General features: G+C 43.7%; 23 protein-coding genes. 10 read left to right on the forward strand and 13 right to left on the reverse strand.

The features are described from left to right. Position 1: 1 nt before the first annotated feature. The 12 genes from E0Z06_RS07900 to E0Z06_RS07955 all read right to left on the reverse strand — a co-directional run bounded on the left by E0Z06_RS07900 (position 2) and on the right by E0Z06_RS07955 (position 14,448). Positions 2 to 2,713: a DUF349 domain-containing protein gene (locus E0Z06_RS07900; protein ID WP_132583498.1), complete on the reverse strand. Its 2,712-nt coding sequence runs from the start codon at positions 2,711 to 2,713 to the stop codon at positions 2 to 4. Beyond that, positions 2,703 to 2,984 carry a DUF1315 family protein gene (locus E0Z06_RS07905; RefSeq protein ID WP_132583500.1) on the reverse strand — a complete coding sequence of 94 codons (282 nt, stop codon included), beginning with the start codon at positions 2,982 to 2,984 and terminating at the stop codon, positions 2,703 to 2,705. Before E0Z06_RS07905 ends, E0Z06_RS07900 begins: the two co-directional genes overlap by 11 nt. Positions 2,985 to 2,986: 2 nt before the next feature. After that, complete coding sequence (locus tag E0Z06_RS07910; RefSeq protein ID WP_132583502.1) at positions 2,987 to 3,313, reverse strand: zinc ribbon domain-containing protein; 327 nt, start codon at positions 3,311 to 3,313, stop codon at positions 2,987 to 2,989. Positions 3,314 to 3,341: 28 nt separating this feature from the next. Continuing rightward, entirely contained in the window at positions 3,342 to 4,955 is a 1,614-nt protein-coding gene (gene pbp4b, locus E0Z06_RS07915) for a penicillin binding protein PBP4B (protein WP_243695473.1), read from the reverse strand. A 67-nt stretch (positions 4,956 to 5,022) separates the two neighbouring features. Next, on the reverse strand, positions 5,023 to 6,150 hold the full coding sequence (locus tag E0Z06_RS07920; RefSeq protein ID WP_132583504.1) for a M14-type cytosolic carboxypeptidase: 1,128 nt from the start codon (positions 6,148 to 6,150) through the stop codon (positions 5,023 to 5,025). A gap of 153 nt (positions 6,151 to 6,303) precedes the next feature. Next, positions 6,304 to 7,755 carry a glyceraldehyde-3-phosphate dehydrogenase gene (locus E0Z06_RS07925; RefSeq protein WP_132586747.1) on the reverse strand — a complete coding sequence of 484 codons (1,452 nt, stop codon included), beginning with the start codon at positions 7,753 to 7,755 and terminating at the stop codon, positions 6,304 to 6,306. 125 nt (positions 7,756 to 7,880) lie between these two features. Beyond that, the gene (msrB, locus tag E0Z06_RS07930; protein ID WP_132583506.1) at positions 7,881 to 8,267 is read right to left on the reverse strand and encodes a peptide-methionine (R)-S-oxide reductase MsrB; all 387 of its coding nucleotides are present in this window, start codon (positions 8,265 to 8,267) and stop codon (positions 7,881 to 7,883) included. Positions 8,268 to 8,281: 14 nt separating this feature from the next. Next, entirely contained in the window at positions 8,282 to 8,797 is a 516-nt protein-coding gene (locus E0Z06_RS07935) for a hypothetical protein (RefSeq protein ID WP_132583508.1), read from the reverse strand. Positions 8,798 to 8,931: 134 nt separating this feature from the next. After that, positions 8,932 to 10,395, reverse strand: coding sequence for a catalase (locus E0Z06_RS07940; protein WP_132583510.1), 1,464 nt, complete (start codon positions 10,393 to 10,395; stop codon positions 8,932 to 8,934). A gap of 226 nt (positions 10,396 to 10,621) precedes the next feature. After that, entirely contained in the window at positions 10,622 to 11,812 is a 1,191-nt protein-coding gene (gene purT / locus E0Z06_RS07945) for a formate-dependent phosphoribosylglycinamide formyltransferase (protein ID WP_207903045.1), read from the reverse strand. Continuing rightward, on the reverse strand, positions 11,809 to 13,338 hold the full coding sequence (gndA, locus tag E0Z06_RS07950) for an NADP-dependent phosphogluconate dehydrogenase (protein WP_132583511.1): 1,530 nt from the start codon (positions 13,336 to 13,338) through the stop codon (positions 11,809 to 11,811). Before gndA ends, purT begins: the two co-directional genes overlap by 4 nt. A 111-nt stretch (positions 13,339 to 13,449) precedes the next feature. Further along, the gene (locus E0Z06_RS07955) at positions 13,450 to 14,448 is read right to left on the reverse strand and encodes a 4-alpha-glucanotransferase (protein ID WP_132583513.1); all 999 of its coding nucleotides are present in this window, start codon (positions 14,446 to 14,448) and stop codon (positions 13,450 to 13,452) included. Between the two features lie 196 nt (positions 14,449 to 14,644). Between E0Z06_RS07955 and gap the strand changes: the two genes are divergently transcribed. Then, positions 14,645 to 15,655, forward strand: coding sequence for a type I glyceraldehyde-3-phosphate dehydrogenase (gene gap, locus E0Z06_RS07960; RefSeq protein WP_132583515.1), 1,011 nt, complete (start codon positions 14,645 to 14,647; stop codon positions 15,653 to 15,655). A gap of 19 nt (positions 15,656 to 15,674) precedes the next feature. Continuing rightward, positions 15,675 to 16,559: a D-hexose-6-phosphate mutarotase gene (locus E0Z06_RS07965; protein ID WP_132583517.1), complete on the forward strand. Its 885-nt coding sequence runs from the start codon at positions 15,675 to 15,677 to the stop codon at positions 16,557 to 16,559. A 3-nt stretch (positions 16,560 to 16,562) separates the two neighbouring features. On the opposite strand, the gene E0Z06_RS07970 is transcribed toward E0Z06_RS07965, so the two are convergent. Then, positions 16,563 to 16,949 (reverse strand): hypothetical protein, encoded by a 387-nt coding sequence (locus tag E0Z06_RS07970; protein ID WP_132583519.1) that lies wholly within the window; start codon positions 16,947 to 16,949, stop codon positions 16,563 to 16,565. A gap of 278 nt (positions 16,950 to 17,227) precedes the next feature. On the opposite strand from E0Z06_RS07970, the gene ccoN reads away from it, so the two are divergent. From ccoN to E0Z06_RS08010, 8 genes are all read left to right on the forward strand, one after another. Continuing rightward, positions 17,228 to 18,655: a cytochrome-c oxidase, cbb3-type subunit I gene (gene ccoN / locus E0Z06_RS07975; RefSeq protein WP_132583521.1), complete on the forward strand. Its 1,428-nt coding sequence runs from the start codon at positions 17,228 to 17,230 to the stop codon at positions 18,653 to 18,655. Between the two features lie 10 nt (positions 18,656 to 18,665). Then, positions 18,666 to 19,277 carry a cytochrome-c oxidase, cbb3-type subunit II gene (gene ccoO / locus E0Z06_RS07980; protein WP_132583523.1) on the forward strand — a complete coding sequence of 204 codons (612 nt, stop codon included), beginning with the start codon at positions 18,666 to 18,668 and terminating at the stop codon, positions 19,275 to 19,277. Between the two features lie 5 nt (positions 19,278 to 19,282). Continuing rightward, positions 19,283 to 19,462 (forward strand): cbb3-type cytochrome c oxidase subunit 3, encoded by a 180-nt coding sequence (locus E0Z06_RS07985; protein WP_132583525.1) that lies wholly within the window; start codon positions 19,283 to 19,285, stop codon positions 19,460 to 19,462. Next, positions 19,455 to 20,435, forward strand: coding sequence for a cytochrome-c oxidase, cbb3-type subunit III (ccoP, locus tag E0Z06_RS07990; RefSeq protein ID WP_132583527.1), 981 nt, complete (start codon positions 19,455 to 19,457; stop codon positions 20,433 to 20,435). Before E0Z06_RS07985 ends, ccoP begins: the two co-directional genes overlap by 8 nt. A 68-nt stretch (positions 20,436 to 20,503) precedes the next feature. Continuing rightward, on the forward strand, positions 20,504 to 20,989 hold the full coding sequence (locus E0Z06_RS07995; protein ID WP_132583529.1) for a FixH family protein: 486 nt from the start codon (positions 20,504 to 20,506) through the stop codon (positions 20,987 to 20,989). A gap of 13 nt (positions 20,990 to 21,002) precedes the next feature. Continuing rightward, entirely contained in the window at positions 21,003 to 23,384 is a 2,382-nt protein-coding gene (locus E0Z06_RS08000; protein ID WP_132583531.1) for a heavy metal translocating P-type ATPase, read from the forward strand. Next, complete coding sequence (gene ccoS, locus E0Z06_RS08005; protein ID WP_132583533.1) at positions 23,381 to 23,560, forward strand: cbb3-type cytochrome oxidase assembly protein CcoS; 180 nt, start codon at positions 23,381 to 23,383, stop codon at positions 23,558 to 23,560. Before E0Z06_RS08000 ends, ccoS begins: the two co-directional genes overlap by 4 nt. Beyond that, positions 23,557 to 24,231 carry a sulfite exporter TauE/SafE family protein gene (locus tag E0Z06_RS08010; RefSeq protein ID WP_132583535.1) on the forward strand — a complete coding sequence of 225 codons (675 nt, stop codon included), beginning with the start codon at positions 23,557 to 23,559 and terminating at the stop codon, positions 24,229 to 24,231. The genes ccoS and E0Z06_RS08010 overlap by 4 nt, the downstream gene beginning before the upstream one ends. Positions 24,232 to 24,238: the final 7 nt, after the last annotated feature.

Below are 24,238 nucleotides of genomic sequence, written 5' to 3' on the forward strand. Positions count from 1 at the left end.
TTTAAATAAATAACGCTTTTACTCTCGCTAACAGTGGTAACTCATGTTCTGCAACTGCACCAAACTGTAGCCAACGTTTTAACAGGCTATCTTTGTCTAATACGTTTCCCTGATTGTGCTTATCAGATAATAACAACAACTGTACCTGCTGCCGAGCGCCCTGCTCGTGCACTGGCGATGGTACATTGGCAATGATCTCTAACGCCAAGGTTAGCTGTTCGCGACTAAACTGTCGCTCTTGCTGCGTAGCAAAAACATCCCGGTACATAGCTGGTAATTGTTCACTGCTAACAGCCGGGTTAGTGAGCAATTCGAACATTTGGCTAAATTCACGTTGTCCTTGTTGCTGTTGCCATTGACGCTGCCGTTGTTTTAATATCTCTTGTAGCTGTTTTACTGCTTGCTGTGTCGCCGCTGATTGAGGTTGTAAAGCATCTAACTGCTGTTGCACAGCAGTAAAAGCTGAGGGCTCTTCAGCTTGCTCTAACATTGCTGTCAGCTGATTTAAACTCGCGGAAAACTGCTGCAACTCTGCCTGTTCGGCTACTTTTTTCAGCTCAACCTGCTCTGCTCTGGCGTTAAAGAAACCATCACATACCGCACGAAACTCAGTCCATAAGGCTTGATCTTGTTTGCGTGCAGCCTGGCCCAGTGTTTTCCACTGTTGTTGGCATTCCTTTAGTATTTTAGCGGTTAAATTTGCTTCTTCTAACGCTAATGCAGCACGCGCTTGGTCAATTAGCTGTTGTTTTGCTATTGCTACCTGCTGCTGTGTTGCATTTAGTTGCTCCCTTAGCGGGGTTAACGCAGCATTAAACGCGTCATTTAAACCAGAAAACTGCTGTTTGTCTACTGAGCCAGCTTGCTGCCAAGCCTGCTTCAACTGTTGTAGATGCCTATCTAGCGTTTTCGTATCATGTTGTTGTGTTTGTAAAGCAATGGCTTGCTGAATTAGCTGTTCCCGTTGTTTTACGTGCTCGGCACGCTGTGCATCTTGTGCAGCAAAATACACTCTACATGGCGAAAATGCGCGCTCGCACGCTTGATCAAATGCCGTATTTAACTGCTCTTCTTGCACTGGATCAGCTTTACCTAAACTGATCCACTGAGCGCGGGCAAGTTTTACCTCATCGGCGCGCTTACGAACGGCGCTATCGGCTATATCGATATCTAGCTGCTGTATTTGTTCCAGTAATTGCTGCTTACGCGGTGTAGCGATATATTCTTGCCAATCGGCAAGCTCGGCCATTTTATCGCGAGCAAACTCATAGTCTTTACTTAACTGCGCTTGCAATGCTGGTGTAAGTTGCTGGTAGTCTTCTTCAATACCTTTAAATAAGCCAAACAGTACTTTGTATTTGCCCGCATTATACAAGCGGCGATACTGTGCAAGCTTGCTACGACATTGCCGTTGGGTTTTGTCGCCTTCTGCATTAAATGCTTTGGCGGCAGTTTTCCATTGCTCAGTTAACTCTGTTTTGGCTTGCTGTAAACTCAGCGGCACAGCAATAATCATGGCTTTACTTAGCTGACGCCAATCATTTTTAAACTGTGCTACTTGTTCGGCACTTTGTTGAAACAGTGCTATATCATCAGGTACAGCAATTGCTGCCCAGTCAGCGACAATGCGCGTTAACTGAGCCAATTGCTCTGCCAGTAATGGCAGTTGTGCTAGTTGTTGTTGTAACTGGGCAGCACGTTTACCAAGGCTTAGTTTATCTGTAATGTCTGCGTTGGCCAGCTCGGTAGTAAACGCATGTAATTGTTGCTCTAATTGCTGCGCCGCGTTGATGTCGGTATTAAGTAAAGTTTGTTGCAGACGGTATTCTAGCGCCGATAATTGTTGTTGCATTGTTTGCTGAGCAACCAATTTCGCTTGAGTTTTTGCTTGTTCAACCTGAATTTGCTCCAATTCAGCTAATCGCGGCGTTAGCCATTGCTGAATTTGACCAACAATTTTGTCATACTTTTGCTGATATTCTGTTGCTTCATCGGCTAAACAGTCAAGCTCTGGGCTTAATTGCTGCCATTGTACGTCATAGTCGGCTAAATGTGCCGGAATATCAGCTAAACTAACGCGCTCTCGAGTAGCATTAAGTTTAGCTAAAAGTAAGGTTAATTGCTTGCGTAGCTGAATTGGCTTTTGTTTTTGCTCGCTAAGCATATGTAACTTTTGTTTTATATCGTGTTGTAATTCACCATCTAGCTGTTTTACTAGCTTTTCTAATAGTTTTTCATCGTTAATATTAGCTAATAATTCACGTTTTTGTGACAGCTGCAACACAGGATCTAGCAACGCTTTATGATTTAATTCGGTTTTATTTAAGCGTAATAGTAAATTAAACTTAATCTCGGCGTCAGTTTCCGTTTGGGCTAACTGTTCCAAAATACTGCCACGATTGCACTGAGCAATAAATTTCTGTTTTAGTTTAGCTTCTACTTTGTTTTGTAATAATTGTTCAATTAACGTCTGCTCTGCTAGCTGCTGCAAACGTTCAGAACTATCGTGTTTACTACTTTGCCACCATAACGAAAAATCGTTTAATTTAAGTAGCGCGGCTTTACGCACTGCTTCTGAACCATCATTAAAAGCCAATTCGTGCAAAATGCTTTTATGCTCTTGACTAATTGGGTTAAGCGTTTGAATTGCTTGTTGACGCACTAACGCATCAGCATGTTGCCACTTCGGCTTAAAAAAGCGTTTAAAGATCATCGTGCGAGAACCTTGCTATAGACTGCGGAGTATCGAATTGTTTTTTTAGTTCGGCCTTAGTTTTTTGTATCATTTGGCCATCAGCACCTATGGTAAATATTTCTTCCGATTTAAGCACATGAGCCTGATACGCCATCACTAATTGAAAGCTATGGTCGCGCTGATCTTCAGTTAGTGGGTTACCATCGGCCCAACGCCCTGTTGCAACCGCATCGGCTAACTTTTCATAGACCTCAGGCGTCATGGCCTGAACAAGAGCATTAAAATTCATAGTTACTTACGCTTTTTAATAAAAAATATACGGGCACGGCTAATCATATACCAACAAAAGCCAAGCCCAATTGCAGCACCAGCAATATATTGCTGCACACTACCCGCTTCAGGATCCCACCAGTACATTAAGCCAAAACCGGCTAAAAATAATAACAATGCAAGCATCGAGTGGTTGACTAAACTTTGAGCTTGATCAATCGCTTTGTCACGCGATAACGCAGCGCGCTTTTCTGGCGTTAAACTGGCTAGATCGCCATTACACTTAACACAGTTAGCACCTTTATCCGACGTTTTATGTCCACAATACGGGCAAGAGATAATAGCCATGGAACTCCAATTTTAATCAAATTATTGTTTAGTGCATCGCTTGGTATATTTTACTCATGATGCTGCCATACATACCAGTTTCAAACCTATCACCAGCAAAATAATAGCTGTTTTCACCCTCAGCTATTACAGCACTGTGTTTTTTGTTGGTTAATAACACCACAACCAGACCGTAATAGGGATCAATTAAAGTGGCAGTACCAGTCCAGCCAGTATGGCCAAATGCATATGCACTGGCGTAAGGGCCAAAATGCCAGTTTAAATCACCACCTACCGCAGTGCGCCAGCCCAAACCCATAGTATGATCAGACACTGACGGTCGCACAAATTGCTGCAGTATTGCTTGAGAAAATACCGGCGTTAAATTGTAACCACCATGCAGTGCTAACATTGCCAAACTCGCGGTTTCACGAGCAGTAGAAAACAAACCGGCATGCCCCGCTACGCCATCAAAAGCATAACGTGCTTTTTCATCGTGTACATTGCCGCGCACGATACCGCCTTTATCTGCAGGAAAACTAACTCTACCGCCGCGACTATTGCCATCAAGCTCGGTAGCAGCGATTTGCGTTATTGGCACACCTTTACGTAAAGGGTTGAACAGGGTGTTATTGAGGCCCATTGGTTGATACAAGCTGTGTTCTAGATAATCATCTTGCTGTTTGCCTGTTATGCGCTCAATAACTAAGCCAAGCAACATATAATCAATATCGCTATATATCGACTTAGTACCACGCTCTCGTTCAAACGGAACCTTACTGGCAATAAGCTGCATACTGCGTTCACGGTTTAAGGAATAAAACATTGCACCATGACGATTGTCAGGGCGATGAAAATGCACTTCAGGCGGATAACCGGCATTATGATAGAGTAAATCGCGAACCAAACGCTGCTCTCGGCCATCACCTTGGTATTCATTAATATAATGCTGGATTGGTAAATTAACATCCAACAAGCCCAATTGTACTAAATGCATAATGGCATAGTTGGTAGCGTACATTTTGGTATTAGAGGCTAAATCAAATAAGGTGTTGCTGTGCATAGGCTCAGGGTTAGCCAGTGGCGAGCCATCGCTATTATATCGATTAGCATAGCCATAAGCGGTCTCTTTTATTACCTTGCCATCTTTAACAATTAGCAGCACAGCCCCGGGGAAGCCTTGCGCGACTTCGCGATTAATTAGCGAATCTAGCTGGGCAAGCTCAGTTAATGAAAAACCGGCCTGCTCGGCTGAACCATCTTGTAACATGGGATAAGGTAAAACCACACGCACCGAAGCGCCAAGTGGTTGAATATCAACGAGTGCTAACTGATTCAGCCCGTTACGCGTTACACTACCAATGTCAAAAGCAAGCTGTTTACCCAAGCTAGCTGAAGGGGAAAGTGATAATACATGGCCATTAATATTCAAGCTAACACTCTGTGCCGTGCCTAAATCTAACAATAATTGGCCCTGACCTTTATAAGCCCAAAAGCTAGCGTGGTTATTTACTAACGCACGTTTACTGCTAGTTTCTGGCCAATTTACATCTAGCTGCCCCACCTTGCTCACCATACTAAGCGCCGCTTGTTGCTGCTCAGTTTGTTGACTAACAGGTAATGGCGATACGGCTAACCAGTGTTGTAATGAAACACAACCCACTAAAAGCTGCAGCGCTATTAATAGGACTGTAGCTTTTAGGCTGGTGCATAATGACACGGTATAAAACTTAACGTAGCTGATCGACTACGGCCAAGGTGGCAGTAAGTATGTCTTGCCCAAGTTTCATTGAGCGAATATCTGACCAGCCATAGGCGTCGTCAGGTAAGTTAGCATTGTCTTTAAACGGCATTTCAACAGTATAAGCTAAGCATTTAAACTGCTCGCCTACCCACGTTGTCGCCAAGGTCATATTAGCTTTACCTGGTTCATCTAACTCATAACCAAACTCTGTTTGAAACTCTGGTGTCACAGCCAATAATGCTTGCTTAAACTGGGTTTCTAACGCTTTAATCCGGTCATTGTATGATGGTACGCCTTCAGTGCCAGCTACAAAATTGTACGGCAGGTTTTCATCGCCGTGCATATCTAGAAACATATCAACGCCGATTTCGAGCATTTTTTGCCGTACTAGATAAACCTCAGGGCTTTTCTCCATGCTTGGTGTTAACCATTCACGGTTTAAATTCATCCCTGCGGCGTTGGTACGTAAATGTCCACGTACGGAACCATCTGGATTCATATTTGGCACAATGTAAAACACCGCTTTGTTTAATAAAGCCCTAGCTACGCCATCGTCTTCATCCAGCAGGCGCTCTAACAAGCCTTCAACTAGCCACTCGGCCATACTTTCGCCAGGGTGTTGACGCGCCGTGATCCAAATTTTCTTTTTGCCTTCTTCTGGCTCACCCACTACCAGCATGCTCATGTCACGACCATCTAGGGTTTCACCTAGTTCCACCAACTGACAGTTGTAATCTAACTGTGTTTGGTGCAGTAAATCCATGTGTCGCTCGTAGCTGTATGGCGCAAAATAAGCAAAATAAACCGATTCAGCTTCAGGAAAATGTTTAATCGTTAGCGTTGTACCATCGTACTCGGTTTCCACGCGAAACCAGCTTTGCCGATCATAAGACGCCACAGCTTGATAGTCTTTCCAGCCGTCAGGGTATGCTGAAGTACCAGCATTAGTAATTTTTAAGGTATGTAGTTCTGCGTGCTCAGTGCTTAAACGAAAATGAAACCACTGATAAAAGTCTGATTCGTTATCTTTACGGATAGCCAGCTGAATATTATCTGGAGAGTCAGCTTGTATTACTTCGATGTTGCCACTGTCAAAATTACTGGTGATTTTCATAATGTAAATCCAATGCCCTTAAAGGTAAAAAACACTAATACAGACCAATGTAACAACCTGCAACAAAGAAACTGTATTACGATGTATGAGATTCTAACAGGTTAAGACAAAAGAAAAAGCCGCATTAAAGCGGCTTTACAACAAAGTAGCGAATTAACGTGCTACTGGCAGGGTTGGATACTTAATACCCGCCATATCATTCATTACACGAATAACCTGAGTGCTATAACCAAACTCGTTGTCGTACCATACATAAAGTACGCAGCGATCGCCATCAACAATAGTTGCTTGCGAATCGACGACACCAGCATAGCGTGAACCGACCAAATCAGAGGATACGATTTCTGTTGAAGCGGTAAAATCGATTTGATCCTGTAATTCAGAAAACAGTGACGTACGCTGCAGAAAATCATTCATTTCATCGCGGTTGGTTTCACGGTTTAGGTTCAGTGACAAAATAGCCATAGATACATTCGGTGTAGGTACACGTATCGCGTTACCAGTTAATTTGCCTTTTAACTGCGGTAATGCTTTCGATACTGCGCTGGCAGCACCGGTTGAAGTAAGTACCATATTCAGTGGTGCAGCACGACCACGACGCTCCGCGCTGTGGAAGTTATCAATCAGGTTTTGATCGTTCGTATACGAGTGCACGGTTTCGACGTGACCATTACGAATACCGTATTCATCTTCCAACGCTTTTAATACTGGAGTAATCGCATTGGTTGTGCAGCTAGCGGCAGAAACAATTTTGTGCTCAGGTAAAATCATGTGTTGGTTTACGCCATACACGATATTTGGCACGTCACCTTTAGCGGGTGCGGTAAGCAATACTTTGGCTGCACCTTTGCTTTTAAAATGAATACTCAGTTCTTGATCGTCTTTCCAGATACCGGTGTTATCAACAATCAGCGCGTTGTTAATGCCGTACTGGGTATAATCTACTAATTCTGGTGAATTAGCATAGATAACTTTAATGAAAGTGCCGTTAGCTTTTATGCCTTGGTTTTCTTCATCAACGGTAATACTGCCGTTAAATGGGCCGTGAATTGAATCGCGGCGTAGCAAGCTAGCACGTTTTTCTAAATCACCTTTTTTACCGCCACGCACCACAATGGCACGTAACCGTAACTTTGTGCTTGGGCCGTTACGTTCTAACATTAAGCGCGCTAATAAACGGCCGATACGACCAAAACCGTACAACACAACGTCTACTGGTTTTACTTGATCTTCATGATCCAGAATGTCAGCCAGCTCATGCGCTAAGTAGCTGTCTAAGCTAACACCATTAGCGGCATTTTTATAAATATAAGCATAAGCAAGTTTGCCAATATCAACACGACCCGGCGCAAGCTTCATTTGACTGATGGCTTCTAATAGCGGGAAACTTTCGCGTAAGCGTAGTTTTTGCCCTTCAAAACGCTCAACACTTTTGTGCGCTTTAATAATATCTATGGTAGTGGCATTAACTAATGGGCGGCCATAAACCACCACTTCAATACCTTTATTACGATACAACCGTCCAATGATTGGTTGCATATTCTCGGCATATTCTTGGCGTTCCTGCCAGCTCTTCTGGTACTGTTCTTCGTGCGATAGGGTCATGTGTAGGCCTTTTACTTCAATAATATGAATTAATCGGTTTTGCCAAAGCACGGCTACGCCGCATAACGCTTTGCCGGCGCGTATTGTAATAGAAGTTGAAAGGTAACAACAACAGTTACAGCTTTTTATTTGTCTTTAGCGTTAAAACTAAGTGATACCGAGTTAACGCAATAGCGATCACCGGTTGGTGCAGGACCATCATTAAATACGTGACCAAGATGGGCGTCACAGTTCGCGCAGAGTATTTCGGTGCGGTTCATACCATGAGTGTTGTCTGGCTGATATTTTACCTTGTTAGCTATAGCTTGATAAAAGCTCGGCCAACCGCAGCCAGCATCAAATTTAGTACTCGAGTTAAATAATTCGTTGCCACAGCAAACACAGTGATAACTGCCTCGTTGTTCATTGTGCAACAAGCTGCCGCTAAATGGATGTTCAGTACCTTTTAATCGAGTTACGCGGTACTGCTCGTCCGTTAATCGGTTACGCCATTCATCTTCTGTAAGGTGCATATTAATGGTCTCGCTTATTCGGCAAATAATTTCGCTATTGTACGGTGATAATGCGTTGCTGGTTTAGCTTTGGGATGCTGCAAGGCATCAACTACTTGACGAAAGTGCGCATCAGTGTCGGCTAAAATAAAGCTATAACCGCCATTAGCACTAACAAAAATAGTCATACTTAACTGGGCTGCACCATTGTTGCTACGAATAAAGTTAAGGCTGTCGCGAACCGGATATTTATCAATGCTGTAATTAAAAAATTGTAGCGCAAATTCTATTTGCTGAAATGATGTTGGAAAGTCGGCTCTTGTCGCATAATAGCGACTAAACGCGCGCGAAATTTCTTCTTTGGGTGCAAAAGCAATAGCACTTGGTGTTGCTCGAGTAAATTGCAATTTGCAATGTCCTGGGGCTTTTTGCTCAATAATTTTCCAGCAAGGTTTATTTTGTTCGATAGAAAAATCGACGGCTGATTTAGCACTTAACGCACAGCTAAAAAAAATAGCGCCGATCAGGCATACTTGCCGCAGTACTGACATCACTCCTCCGTGACAACTTTATACAACATTTACAGCGTAAACACGCAGTCAGTATTTCTTTATAATATTAAATTGTGACAAATTCAATGTATTGTTTTTGCCCTTGACCAGAATACTGACCAAGGGCAAATGTATTATTTCTCTACATCGTTTAAGCTAATTCCCATCGCTTTTGCAATGCCGGCACCATATGCAGGATCAGCTTTTAAGCAATGGCGTATATGTCGATTTCTAACCATCTCATCAACATTAGTCAGCTCTGCTGCGGTATTATTAAACAGTATTTGTTGCTTCTCGGCAGACATAAGTCGAAATAAATTACCCGGCTGGGTAAAGTAATCTTCATCGTCATCGCGGTAGTTCCAGTTATAAGCGGCTCCTGATAACTCTAACGGCGGTTCTTTCGCTGCTGGGCACTCTTGCCACAAGCCTAAACTATTAGGTTCATAGGCCTTAGCGCTACCATAGTTACCATCAACCCGCATCGCACCATCACGATGAAAGCTAGACACTGGGCAACGTGGTTGATTCACCGGAATATGGCTATGGTTAACCCCTAACCGATAGCGCTGTGTATCACCATAAGAAAATAAACGCCCTTGCAGCATTTTATCTGGCGAGAAGCCGATGCCAGGTACAATACTCGCAGGATTAAATGCCGCTTGCTCGACTTCAGCAAAATAGTTTTCTGGATTTCTATTTAATTCAAAGGTACCAACATCAATTAATGGATAATCAGCGTGTGGCCATACCTTAGATAAATCAAACGGATGGAAACGATACGTCGCGGCATCTTTCTCCGGCATAATTTGTACTTTAAAGTCCCAACGAGGGAAATCACCGCGTTCAATCGCCTCGTATAAATCACGTTGGTGGCTTTCACGGTCTTTACCGATAATTGCCTCTGCTTCGGCGTTACTTAAGTTTTCAATGCCTTGCTGGCATTTAAAGTGAAATTTAACCCAAAATCGTTCGTTAGCCGCATTAATAAAGCTGAAAGTATGGCTGCCAAAACCATGCATATGGCGGTAGCTACGCGGAATGCCTCGGTCACTCATTACTACGGTAATTTGGTGTAGAGCTTCGGGTAACAGGGTCCAAAAATCCCAGTTACTTTGTGCGCTACGCAAGTTAGTGCGCGGATCGCGCTTTACCGCGTGATTAAGATCCGGGAATTTTAGTGGATCACGCATAAAGAAAACTGGCGTGTTATTACCCACCATGTCCCAGTTGCCCTCTTCAGTATAAAACTTAAGAGCAAAACCGCGAATGTCGCGCTCAGCATCAGCCGCACCGCGTTCACCGGCTACGGTAGAGAAACGTGCAAACATTTCCGTTTTTTTACCAATTTCAGCAAACAACTTAGCTTTAGTATACTTGGTAATGTCGTGGGTAACGGTAAAAGTACCATAAGCTCCAGAGCCTTTAGCGTGCATACGACGCTCTGGAATAACTTCACGGTCAAAGTGGGCGAGTTTTTCTAAAAACCAAAAATCTTGCATTAATAAAGGCCCACGTGGCCCTGCCGTCATCGAGTTTTGGTTATCAGCCACAGGACAGCCATTGGTCGTGGTTAATTTTTTTGTTTTATCACTCATATTATTGTCCCTGTTAAATAGTATCTGCTCATTTAAATATCTGCATGTGAATAATTATAGTAGTTAAGATAAAGCTAAAGTGTGTTTAGCCCAAACTAGCAGTTTAATCATAACTTAGCAAAGTACATTTTCACGCCAGACTGGTTTATAAAAGACAAAAGAGTACAACAGCCGTTGCAGTGATTAACAGCTGTGGTACTAACGATGCGTATAAAGGTTAGATGAACTAGTTGAGTGTTACGCTTAACTTGCTTATTACCTGTAGCGCTTTAGCCGTGGCGGCTTCAGTGCTGTCGCTTAGCGCTAGTGCAACGCCCATTCGGCGTTCACCCTGCACTTCTGGTTTAGCAAAAATACGCAGTTCAGTATCGGGTTCAGCTAAGGCAGCTGCTAAACCATAGTATTGAATATTTTCACTATGGCCAGGTACCAGTAACACAGCCGATGCGGCTGGGCCAAAATGTTTTATTTGCGGAATAGGCAAACCTAAAATTGCCCGAGCATGCAGCGCAAATTCGCTAAGCTGCTGTGATATTAAGGTAACCATGCCAGTATCATGTGGCCGTGGTGATACCTCAGAAAAATACACCTGGTCGCCTTTAATAAATAGCTCTACGCCAAATACGCCATACCCTCCTAATGCCTCAACTACGGCTTTAGCGCAGGCTTTGGCGGCATCTAACGCTGCGATACTCATCGCTTGCGGCTGCCAGCTTTCACGATAATCACCGTGTTCTTGGCGATGACCAATCGGCTGACAATATTGAATCCCGGACACCGAATTTACCGTTAACAAGGTAATTTCGTAATCAAAGTCGATAAAACCTTCAACAATGACTCGACCTTTACCAGCGCGACCACCGTCTTGTGCATATAGCCAAGCGGCATCTATGTCGGCGTCAGTGCGCAGTAAACTTTGACCTTTGCCACTTGATGACATAATAGGTTTAACTAAACAGGGGTAACCTATTGCCTGTATTGCCGCAACAAAACTGTTTTTATCATTAGCAAATTGGTACGGAGACGTAGCCAAACCTAACTCTTGTGCAGCTAAGTGGCGAATACCCTCTCGATTCATGGTTAAATTTACCGCTTTAGCACTGGGCACCACATTAAAACCGCAATCTTCAAGCTCAATCAGTACCGAGGTCGCTATAGCTTCCAGCTCCGGTACGATTAACGCTGGCTTTTCCGTAATTACCAACTGGCGTAGCGCGGCATTATCTAGCATCGACATAACCACCGCTTTATCGGCTACTTGCATAGCCGGCGCATTGGGATAACGGTCTACCGCGACAACTTCGCAGCCATAACGTTTTAATTCAATACAGAGCTCTTTGCCTAGCTCGCCAGCACCAAGTAATAATACTTTGGTGCTGCTAGCCGTACCGGGTGTACCTATATACTTAAACATCATTTTATTTTCACCATTGGTCGCTGTGGGTGGCTCCACTCAACGTGGTACATCTTACCTTTGCTTTTATCCGTACGTTCAAAAGTGTGGGCACCAAAGTAATCGCGCTGCCCTTGCAATAAATTAGCGGGTAGCACAGCTGTGCGGTAAGAATCGTAATAACTTAGCGCTGAACTCAGCGCCGCTACCGGGATACCAGCTAAGGTGGCATTAGCCACGGCTTTACGCCAATTTTGCTGATAAATAGAAATTTGTTTGGCAAAAAATGGATCAAGCAATAGGTTTTCTAGCTCATCATTGCGCTCATAGGCTTGGGCTATTGATTGCAAAAACACCGCACGAATAATACAACCCGCCCGCCATATTTTAGCAATTTCAGCAAAGTTAAGCTGCCAGCCATGTTCATCGGCAGCCGTTTTCATCAAGTGAAAACCTTGCGCATAAACACAAATTTTGGCGCAATATAACGCATCATGTAACGCATCAATAATATCTTGTTTTTGCTCGGCGCATATCGGGTTTTGTGCTGGGCCTGCTAACACCGTAGCGGCTTTTATGCGCTCATGTTTAAGCGCAGACAACGAACGCGCATACACGGCTTCGGCAATAGTTGGCGATGGGCTACCAAGCTGTAAACTGCTCACCGCGGTCCATAAACCTGTGCCTTTTTGCCCGGCCTTATCCATTATTACATCAACCAGCGGCAGGCCGGTTTCAGAATCTTTAGTGGCTAGCACATCGGCACTAATGCCAATTAAATAACTGTGCAGCTTGCCTTCGTTCCACTGTTTAAATACCTCAGCAATATCTGCAGCTGGCATAGCTAACACATCACGCATGATCTGGTACGCTTCACAAATAAGCTGCATGTCAGCGTATTCAATGCCGTTATGTACCATTTTCACATAATGACCAGAGCCGCTTGGGCCAATATAGGTAGCGCAAGGTTCGCCTTCAGTTACCGGGTTGCCTGGCTCAAAGCGCTCAAGCGGTTTACCACTAACCGGGTCTACTTTAGCAGCAATGGCTTGCCATAGCGGTTTAATCCGGGTCCAAGCATAAGGGTCGCCACTTGGCATTAACGATGGGCCAAACCGCGCGCCAACCTCACCGCCAGAAACAGCAGTAGAAAAGAAAATAAATTTACCTTCATAGTTCTTCTCGCGAGCGACAGTGTCGGTCCATAAGCTGTTGCCCGTATCAACAATAATGTCATCAGCATGAATGCCAGCATCAATAAGCTTTAAACAAACATCGTCTACGGCTTTGCCTGCAGGTACCGATAACACGATAAGATGAGGTGCAGACAACCGTGACAGTAATTCAGTGTAGGAACGACAGGCAACAACGCGTGCGGCTTTATCGCCTCGCTCTACTTTATCTTGCGCCAATACCGCATCCAGCTTCTGATGGTCTAAATCAAATGCGGCCACGCGATAACCATTATCAGCCAAATTTAGAATAAGGTTTTTACCCATTACCCCGGCGCCAACAAAACCGATGTCACAAAGTGCGGTGGTGTCTGTCATCTGACATTCCTATATTATTTTTCATTTTGCCAGTTAAAGCCCAGACTAACATATGGCATATAAACGGTGCGCATTATACTGAAAAGATGGAAGCAAGCCTACAGCTGCTTTTTATACCACTGCAACGCCGTATGCCTGCAATATGTCTAGCATCCCCTCTGGTGCGTCATCGGGTTTATTACAGGTTATGAGCACTTTATTACGCTGACTTTCTAACGCTAAGACACCAAGTAAATCCATAAACGGATAATAGACGTACGCTCCAGCACCAACGGTTTGTTCTGTTTTCGGCAACCACCAGAGCCTTAGTAGTGCCATAATATTTTCGATATGTAGCACATTAGTACCGTGCATATTGGTTCGCAGTAAATCGATAAATGGCTGATAAGCTTGCCGATACAGCTGATATGGATAGATTGGCGCTATATTCAGGTTTATACCGTTAGGCTCTGTTAGGCTAGGCGGGCTACCAACACTAGCCTCTGCGCAATATAATTCGGTGCTAGCTGATATTTCGTTTAATGCGACATCCATACCTAATGCAGAACCCGCAGGCAAGCCATATAGCTGCAAAACAGTGCGTTCGGGGCGCTGCGCTTTAATAGCATCGGGTTGATAGCAAACTCCAGAGCTAATAATTAAACTTTGTATTGCGACACCATCTACGACTTGTAATTGATGATAGCCAACCGGCAGTTGCAATGGCAGTGCATGCTGGTACTGGTGATACTCGTCTTCATCTAATACCACCATTTGAGTTAGCTCTCCATCAACGGGGGTTAGGCTAAACGAATGTGTTTGGCCATCTTCACGGGTTAACAATAAGGCTAACGGCTCATTTGCCTGCGCTAACGCAACCTTGATTAATAGCTGATGCGGTTCGTCACTTTGCTGTACTGATACCGCTTGCAATGGCCGCAACCAAAAATCAAGCTGGCGCATTAATAATTGCAGCTGGGCGCTTTCTTCGTCTTCGGTATCAAAACCATGGGCTTTAAGCAGTGCTAATTGCTGTATATCGCTAATCGCAGTGTGCTTACCCCTAGCGTCAGTATATTCTGTTTCAATACTGCAAAATGCAGTTAACTCAGCTATTAAGCTGGCATCCATGGTAAATCCTTACTTGCATCAATTAGTTTGTGCACATTTTAGGTGTCAAAACGGTCAATGTCATTGCTCATTTTCGTTATTAAGTTACATTAATCGCAGTTTATTACGTTTTTAGCTTGAAAAAACCAGCATTAGGTGTAGTTTAATTACACAAAGCAATTTAAAGGTTTTTAATTTTTATTTATTGGGGGGTAACATGACTATTCGTGTGGCAATTAATGGTTTTGGCCGTGTTGGCCGTAACGTACTACGCGCATTGTACGAAAGTAATAAACATTACGACATTAAGATCGTGGCTATTAACGATTTGGGTGATGCCGCCATCAACGCGCATTTATTAAAATATGACACCACCCACGGAATTTTTACTGCGAATGTTGAGCACAGCGAGACGGCTATTTATGTTAACCAAGACGAGATTATTACGCTTAGTGAGCGCAGCCCAGAAAAGCTACCATGGAAACAACTAAATATTGATGTTGTACTTGAGTGTACCGGCCTATTTACACACCGCAAAACGGCAAGTGCACATATAGACGCAGGAGCAAAAAAGGTAATTATTTCCGCGCCGGGTAAAGAAGTTGATGCCACAATTGTTTATGGCGTGAATCACCATATTTTAACCCCGAATATGAATATTATTTCAAATGCCTCTTGCACTACCAACTGTTTAGCTCCTATTGCAAAATCGCTTAACGATGCTTTAGGTATTGAGTCGGGCTTAATGACCACTATCCATGCCTACACCAATGATCAACGTTTAACCGATGTTTACCATACTGATGTTCGCCGTGCTCGCGCTGCTGCGATGTCGATGATCCCAACAAAAACCGGTGCGGCAGCAGCAGTAGGTTTAGTGGTGCCAGAATTGGCGGGTAAATTTGATGGCTTAGCCGTACGCGTACCAACACTAAACGTCTCATTGGTCGATTTAACCTTTATTGCTAAGCGTGATACGACGGTTACAGAAGTAAACGATATCATTCGTAAAGCCTGTGCTTCTGGACCCATGTCGGAAGTATTGGCGGTAAATGATTTACCGTTGGTTTCGATAGATTTTAACCATAACCCTAAGTCTTCAATTTTTGATGCCAGCGAAACGCGGGTAAATGGGCGTTTGATTAAAGTTATGAGCTGGTACGATAACGAATGGGGCTTTAGTAACCGTATGTTAGACAATACGGTAGAGTTAATGAAACACGTATAATAGGCTTCGTAGCTAAATAATGATAAATCATGACAATATTGACCTAACTGCAGCAGTAACAGAGCAAACCGGCTTCGCGCATCTTGACGATTTACCTTGTGTTAAGTTGCAGTTTGGTCAAGCAACGGCAGTTATTGCTTTATACGGTGCACAAGTATTGTCGTATCAACCGCGCAACAACCAGGAAATACTCTGGTTGTCGCCGCTGGCAACCTGGCATAACCAAACGCCAATCCGCGGCGGCGTACCAATCTGCTGGCCTTGGTTTGGCGCTATAGCACCGCAGTTAAATCCTGAGCAGTTGGCATTACCTAATCATGGCTTGGTTAGAACGCAGTTATGGCAGCTCAAAAGTAAACACTGCAGTGCTGAGGGCGTAAGCGTAACCTTAGAAACCACTATTGCCTATCAACCTTGGTTTAGTAAAACGCCCAATACTGCGACAAAAATAACGCTGCAACTGCAGCTAACCTTAGCGCAACAGCTACAAATAAACCTGCGCTGTAATGACGCAATTGTGCAGCAAGCCGCTTTACATAGTTACTTTAAAGTAGACGATATAAGCCAAACACAGGTACAACCATTACCGTTAACTTATATTGACACTACTTGTGCACAAGTGGTGACAAGTAAAGCGAATACCGCGACGTTCTGCACTGAAGTTGATCGAATATATCAACACAGCGAGCCTATGTTAAAAATACAAAACAGTAACCTTAGCGTTGGTATTGAACAAATTGGACATGACGCTACCGTAATATGGAACCCTTGGCGCGAAAGAAGCGCTAAAATGACCGATCTAACCGAGCAAAGCTATAAAGAGTTTATTTGTGTAGAAACGGCGAAATTGGCGTTAGATACTGCTGCGCCGCTAAACTTGACGCAACACATAACCTTATTATAGCCCTTACCAACTAGATGTAAGCTGTTGTTTTATTTTGAGTTTTTCACCACCCTCAAACAGCACGTCTAACTCTAATTGCCATAACATGTTTGGATCGCTACAAGCACCTAACAAAAATTCGCTCTGCCAAACCTCTTGTTGTTGGCTAAATTTAAGCGGAATTTTACCCATATACATTGAGATACCAGTGATCTCGCCACTGACACTCACCACATTTTTAGCATTAAGGTGCAACTGTAATGGCGTTTCTACTGGTGCATTGCCCGGTGTTAACTGTAGAGCTAATTCAGGATCAGAATAAAGCAAATACGAAGAATCATCGGTAATATCAACAGGCTGGCAACTAACAATTGCGAATAACCATAAAAAGAAAATAAAACGTTGCAGCATAAACCACCACTAAGCCTGAGTGTAATGCCGTATTGTACGCGGTTTTACGAAAAAGCTTCAAACATCGACTACACTTGTTCACTTATTAACCAGCAACTTTATCCTAAATCATAAAACACGCTGTTTCACCTATCTTTTTAGGGGCAAAACCCTTAGTATAAAGGGCCACTTTGGCGAGTAACACACGGCAAGTACTGCGTATGTTATTTGTCTAGAACAAGAATGGCTGCACCAGCAGCCGATATCAGTAACCAGCACAAACTGCAGCGGAACTCAACATGAGCCATACCACATCATTAAATGTTGACTACAACTATAGCATTGTCCGCCTATTTACCTTAACTACCGTATTTTGGGGAATAATAGGTATGACGGTGGGCGTGTTAATTGCGGCACAGTTATATTGGCCAGCATTAAACTTCGACACTCCTTGGTTAACCTATAGTCGTTTACGTCCTTTACATACCAGCGCGGTTATTTTCGCCTTTGGTACAAGCGCCCTCTTTGCTACTAGCTACTACGTAGTACAACGTACCAGCCAGGTTCGTCTATTTGCAGAAAAGCTAGCGCTCTTTACTTTTTGGGGCTGGCAAGCGGTAATTGTTTCGGCAGTTATTACCTTACCTATGGGGTTAACCAGCACCAAAGAATACGCCGAATTAGAATGGCCGATTGATATTTTAATCCTTCTGGTTTGGGTATCTTATGCCATTGTATTCTTTGGTACTTTAGCTAAACGTAAAGTGAGCCACATTTATGTCGCCAACTGGTTCTTCGGCGGGTTTATTTTAACTGTTGCGGCATTACACGTTGTTAACAGTATGGCAATTCCGATCAGTGCATTTAAATCCTATTCTATCTACGCTGGCGCGGTTGATGCCATGATCCAGTGGTGGTACGGCCATAATGCGGTAGGTTTCCTGTTAACTGCAGGTTTCTTGGGTATGATGTACTATTTCGTTCCTAAACAGGCAGGTCGTCCGGTTTACTCTTACCGCTTATCGATTGTGCACTTTTGGGCATTAATCGCGTTATATATTTGGGCTGGCCCGCACCATTTACACTACACTGCCCTACCTGACTGGACTCAGTCATTAGGTATGGTGATGTCGGTTGTACTCTTTGTACCAAGCTGGGGCGGTATGATTAACGGTATTATGACCTTGTCTGGTGCTTGGCATAAGCTGAAAACTGACCCTATTTTACGCTTCTTAATTGTGTCGTTGTCTTTCTACGGTATGTCTACCTTTGAAGGCCCTATGATGGCAATTAAATCAGTAAACGCATTATCTCACTATACAGACTGGACTGTTGGCCACGTACACTCGGGGGCCTTAGGTTGGGTTGCAATGATCTCTATCGGTGCAATTTATCACCTTATTCCTGTGCTATATAAACAAGGTCGCATGTACAGTATTTCACTGATTAACACTCACTTCTGGTTACACACTATTGGTGTGGTGCTGTATATAGTAGCAATGTGGATTTCAGGTATTACTCAAGGCATGATGTGGCGCGCAGTTAACACTGACGGTACGTTAACGTACAGCTTTGTACAGAGCTTAGAAGCATCTAAACCATTCTATCTGATGCGTTTTATTGGTGGCGTCTTTGTTGTAGTAGGTATGTTATTAATGGCATACAACGTATATAAAACCGTACGTGCTAAAGATGAATCGTTACAACCTGTACCTGTAGCAGCGTAAGAGGAAAATCATGTCGAACAAGAATCATCATGAAAAAATTGAACGAAGTGTTGGCCTGTTAGCTATTTTAACTGTCGTTGCCATTAGCTTCGGTACACTTGTATTGATTACGCCGCTATTCTTTATGGATGAAATGACCCAACCTGTTGATGGTATGACACCTTATACCGCATTAGAGTTGGAAGGTCGTGATATCTACATTCGTGAAGGTTGCGTTGGTTGTCACACTCAAATGATACGTCCATTTCGCGCAGAAGTTGAACGTTATGGCCATTATTCTGTTGCGGGCGAAAGCGTTTGGGATCACCCTCACCTGTGGGGCTCTAAACGCACAGGCCCCGACTTAGCGCGCGTTGGCGCACGCTACAGTGACGATTGGCACCATGCTCATTTAATGGATCCACGTTCAGTTGTACCGCAATCGAATATGCCAGCATTTCCGTGGTTGGAAGAGAATCGTTTAGACGGCAAACTGACTGCACGGAAAATGGAAGTAATGCGGATGTTTGATATTCCCTACACTGATGAAGATATAGCTACAGCGTCTGAGTCGGTTAAGGGTAAAACAGAAATGCAGGCCCTGATTGCGTATTTGCAGTCGCTTGGCACACACTTGAAGTAATACTCATGGAATACACAACGTTACACAGTATTTTTACCGTGATTTTGTTTGTCGGCTTTATCGCCTTTGTTATTTGGGCATACAGCAAAAAACGTAAAACTGATTTTGATCAGGCGGCAAACCTAGTGTTTGAAGACGAACAAAAAGCACAACAAAAAACCAAACAGGAGTCAGATCATGAGTAACTTTTGGAGTGCTTGGATCATTGTGTTTACCCTTCCGGTGCTAATCGGTTGCGCGTTATTATTGAAATGGAACCTTAGCAACCACATTGGTGTAGCTGAAGATGAAACTACCGGACATGAAGCTGACGGTATTTCAGAGATCAACAACCCGCTGCCACGTTGGTGGACTTATATGTTCATTTTAACCTTGGTCTGGTCAGTGTTTTATTTAGCTGCATACCCAGGGTTAGGCCAATGGAAAGGTTTGTTTGGCTGGACTAGTTCTAACCAAGGCATTAAATCGTTAGAAGAGTCTCGTTTAGCTGTAGAGCAAAACCGTGCCGCAGGCAAGATGGTTGAACTTGACCGCGAAATGGCTCACGCCGATGAAGTATACGGCCCCGTTTTTCAGCAATTTGCTAAACGTGACGTATTAGATTTAGCCTATGACGATGAAGCAATTAAAATTGGTCAGCGTTTATTTTTGCAAAACTGCGCACTGTGCCATGGTTCAGACGCTCGTGGTCAGCAAGGTTTTCCTAACCTAACTGATAACGATTGGTTATATGGCGGCACTGCAGACAAAATTAAAGAAACGCTACTATATGGTCGTAAAGCAGCGATGCCAGCGTGGATTGATGCACTTGGCGAGCAAGGCGTTAAAGAAATGACGGCTTATGTACTTAGCTTATCAGGTCGTGTGGTAAATGATCGCGAAGCCGACGCAGGTAAAGCCAAGTTTGCAATGTGTGCGGCTTGTCATGGTGCTGATGGTAAAGGCAGTTTAGCGCATAATTTACCCTTTGGTGCGCCTAACCTGACTGATAACATTTGGTTATATGGTGGCTCAGCTAAAGCTGTTGAAGAAATCTTAACCAAAGGCCGTAACGGTGAGATGCCTGCGTTCCAAAAAACGTTAGGTGAAGACAAGGTTCACATTTTAACTGCCTACGTCTACCGCTTAGCGCATCCAGATAAAGCGACTAGTCAATAGTCTGCAATTGCTTTGTATAATAATAGGCCCCATTTTGGGGCTTATTTCTATGTACTTTTGAGGTTACCATGCAGCAAGATACTAAACCCTGGTATAAACAATTATGGCCGTGGTTACTCATTGCCATACCGGTTATTACTGCAATAAAAGCCGTACATACTGTTATAATTATGCAAAGGAGTTCGCCTGATCTTGTTGTTGACGATTACTACAAACAAGGTAAAGCCATTAATATGCAACTGGCTAAATATCGTGAAGCAGAATTGCGTAATTTACAGGCATCAATATTAATTGCTGGTAATAAAGCCATTATCCACTTTGCCAAAAACAGTGTGTTAGAAGGTGAAGTACATCTTGATTTTTACCACCCTACTATTGCCGCTTCAGACTTTGCATTAAACGCCCAGCGCAGTGGTGAACAGCTTTATATTGCCGAGCTTCCTCTAACGCCTGAGGGCAAGTGGCAGCTGGTGGTGTCGGATGCATCTAATGAATGGAAATTACGTGCGGTACTAGCACTACCGGCGACAACTGAAACTAAACTTGGTTATTGAGCAGGATTGCTAAGTGAGTACAAAGCGCTGTTTTCACTGTAATGAACCCGTACCCGCTGGTTTTAATTTCGGTTGCCAGTTTGATGGCGAAGCACGCTCTTTTTGCTGTGCCGGCTGTCTTGCCGTTGCTGATACCATCATAAAAAGCGATTTAGCCGATTATTATCGTTTTAGAACAGAACCTGCCAGCAAAGCCAACGCAGTACCAACTGAGCTAGCTGCAGCCTTAACCGAATTTGATACGCCAGATATACTCGCTGATATTAGTATCCAGCAAGGCGAATTAACCGAAATTGAGCTATCGATCAGCGGTATTAGTTGTGCGGCTTGTGCTTGGTTAATTGAAAAACAACTACGCCAACTGCCTGCAGTACACCAAGTTAATGTAAATTCGGCTACCCAACGCTGTCATCTTATTTGGCATGCAACACAAGCTCCCCTTAGTCAGGTGCTTAATACCTTAGCTAAAATTGGTTATCAGGCTAGCCCGTTTATTGCCGACCATGAAGAACAAATATTTAAATCTGAGCTACACCAGTTTTTAAAGCGCTTAGCGGTGTCTGGCATTATGACCATGCAAGTAATGATGCTGGCGGTTGCCCTGTACTTTGGTGACTATACCGGCATTGAAATATCACACCAAGGTTACCTGCGTTGGATCAGTTTAGTACTAACATTACCGGTCGTGTTATATGCTGCAATACCCTTTGTAAAAAGCGCTTGGCGTGGCATTAAAGCAAAACAACTGAATATGGATGTGCCAGTAAGCTTAGCTATTTACTATACGTTTTTTGCCTCGGCTTATGCCACTGCATTTAGTACCGGCGAAGTGTATTTTGAGTCGGTGTGTATGTTTACGTTTTTGCTGCAGCTAGGCAAGTTTTTTGAATACCGGGCCCGTGCTCGCGCGCGCGACGCCACCAGTAACCTATTAAAAATCATGCCGGTTGCGGCTACGCTACTGCATAATGAGCAGCAGCAAACTGTATCTGCCAAACGGTTAACTATTGGCGATATAATATTAATTAAACCAGGCGAAACCATCGCTGCTGATGGCGATATTATTATTGGTAGCAGTTCAGCTGACGAGTCGATGTTAACCGGTGAATATGCCGCCATCGCTAAAAATGTTGGCGATAAAGTTCTAGCTGGAAGTACCAATCATGATGGGTTATTACAGGTGAAAGTAACTCAGCCATTGTTATCGTCGCATTTAGGTCAAATTATCGCGTTACAGCAACGCACCTTAAGCCAAAAGCCCGCCATACTACAAAAAACTGATCGTTTGGCGCGGTATTTTGTTGAGCGTTTATTACTTATTGCTGTAGCAACATTTTTATTGTGGTATTTCTGGTTAGATGCTGACCGCGCCTTTTGGATCACCTTATCGGTATTAGTCGCTACCTGCCCTTGCGCACTTAGTTTGGCTGCGCCAACAGCTGTGACTTGCGCACTGGCTAGCTTAAACCGACGCGGTGTATTAATTAAAAACTCCATGGTATTAGATGTCTTACCCGAGCTAACTCATATTGTGTTTGATAAAACCGGTACCCTAACCGAAGGCCGTTTTTCTATCGCCAAAGTAACCATACTCGATGAGCGTTTTACTGTTAGTGGCGCGCTTAATTTAATTGCTAACCTAGAATGCTATTCAGAGCACCCTATTGCGCGAGCTTTTACCTCACACTTAACGCAGCAGCTAACGTTGCAGCAGGTAGATATTCAAGTGGGTGGTGGTATTTCAGCGCATTATCAAGATAAAGTGCTCAAAGTTGGCAGTGCCGTTTTTTGCAAGGTAAATAGCCCAGAACCGGCCATGGTGTACGTTAGCTACGACAATACCTGTATTGCCGCAATTAATTTACACGATGCCCTTCGCCCAGAAGTACCACAGCTAATAAGCATGCTACGCCAACAAGGCTATCAACTGGTTATGCTTACCGGTGATAGCTCAATGCAAGCCGAAGCGCTACAGCAACAATTGCAGTTCGATCTAATGAAAAAAGGCTGTACGCCAGCACAAAAGGTCGCAGAAATTGAGCGGTTAGTACAAGCTGGTCATAAAGTATTAATGCTAGGCGATGGTATTAACGATAACCCTGCATTTCATGCTGCACACGTGTCCGTTACGCTAGAGACCGGCAGCGATTTATCAAAAAACCAAGCCGATGTGGTATTGTTACAACCTAGCATTGGCTTGCTAAACGATTTAATGCAAGCTAGCACCCAAGCACAGCGGGTTATAAAACAAAATTTATATTGGGCCGCCGGTTATAATCTACTAATTATTCCACTAGCGGTGGCGGGTTATGTTTCACCTTATATTGCGGTGTTGGGTATGTCTTTTAGCTCGTTATTAGTGGTATCAAATTCATTAAGGCTGCTGAAAAAATGAGTGTTATATACGTTTTAATTCCGATTGCTATCTTGTTTGTCATTATTGGCCTAATTGTATTTTTCTGGGCAGTGCGCAGCCGACAGTTTGAAGACCTTGATAAAGAAGGCTTTAGTATCTTGTTTGATGACAACAAGCCGAAAAGTGCTGATAAACCAACAAAACCTGAACAATGATCCCCGATCTATTAGCCGCATTACTTATTGGTTTAATTGGCAGTAGCCATTGTTTGGTTATGTGTGGTGGCATTGCCGCCGCATTACAGTTGTCTATGCCCAAACAACGTAATGGCTACAATTGGCAACTACCTCTGTTACTTAGCCTAGGTCGCCTAACTACTTATAGCCTATTTGGCGCCGCTGTCGGTTACTTTGGCGCTAGCGCCATGCAATTAGCAGGCACGTCGTTATTATGGCTGCGTTTGCTGGCGGGTATTTTATTGTTAATGATGGCGTTATACATTAGCCGTCTATGGTTTGGTCTTATTCACTTAGAAAAACTAGGCCAAAAACTATGGCGACATGTGCAGCCGATAGCAAAAAAACTACTACCTCTTAATTCACGCCGTAAGGCCTATGCTTATGGTTTATGTTGGGGGGCATTACCTTGCGGTTTGGTATATAGCACCTTAGGCTGGAGCTTAGCCAGTGGTAGTTTATTGCAAGGTGCCGCAATTATGTTTAGCTTTGGTGTAGGTACGTTGCCTGCAATTTTACTTACGGGTAGTGCCGCAGGGTTACTTATCAAACTTAAAAATACCCTAATGCTACGCTATATTACCGCGGCAATGTTAGCTATTTACGCTAGTTATACAATTTGGCTTGCTATCCGGCGTTTGGTTTTTTAACCTAGCC

The organism is Rheinheimera sp. D18, from assembly GCF_004345025.1.
Lineage (GTDB): Bacteria > Pseudomonadota > Gammaproteobacteria > Enterobacterales > Alteromonadaceae > Alishewanella > Alishewanella metallidurans.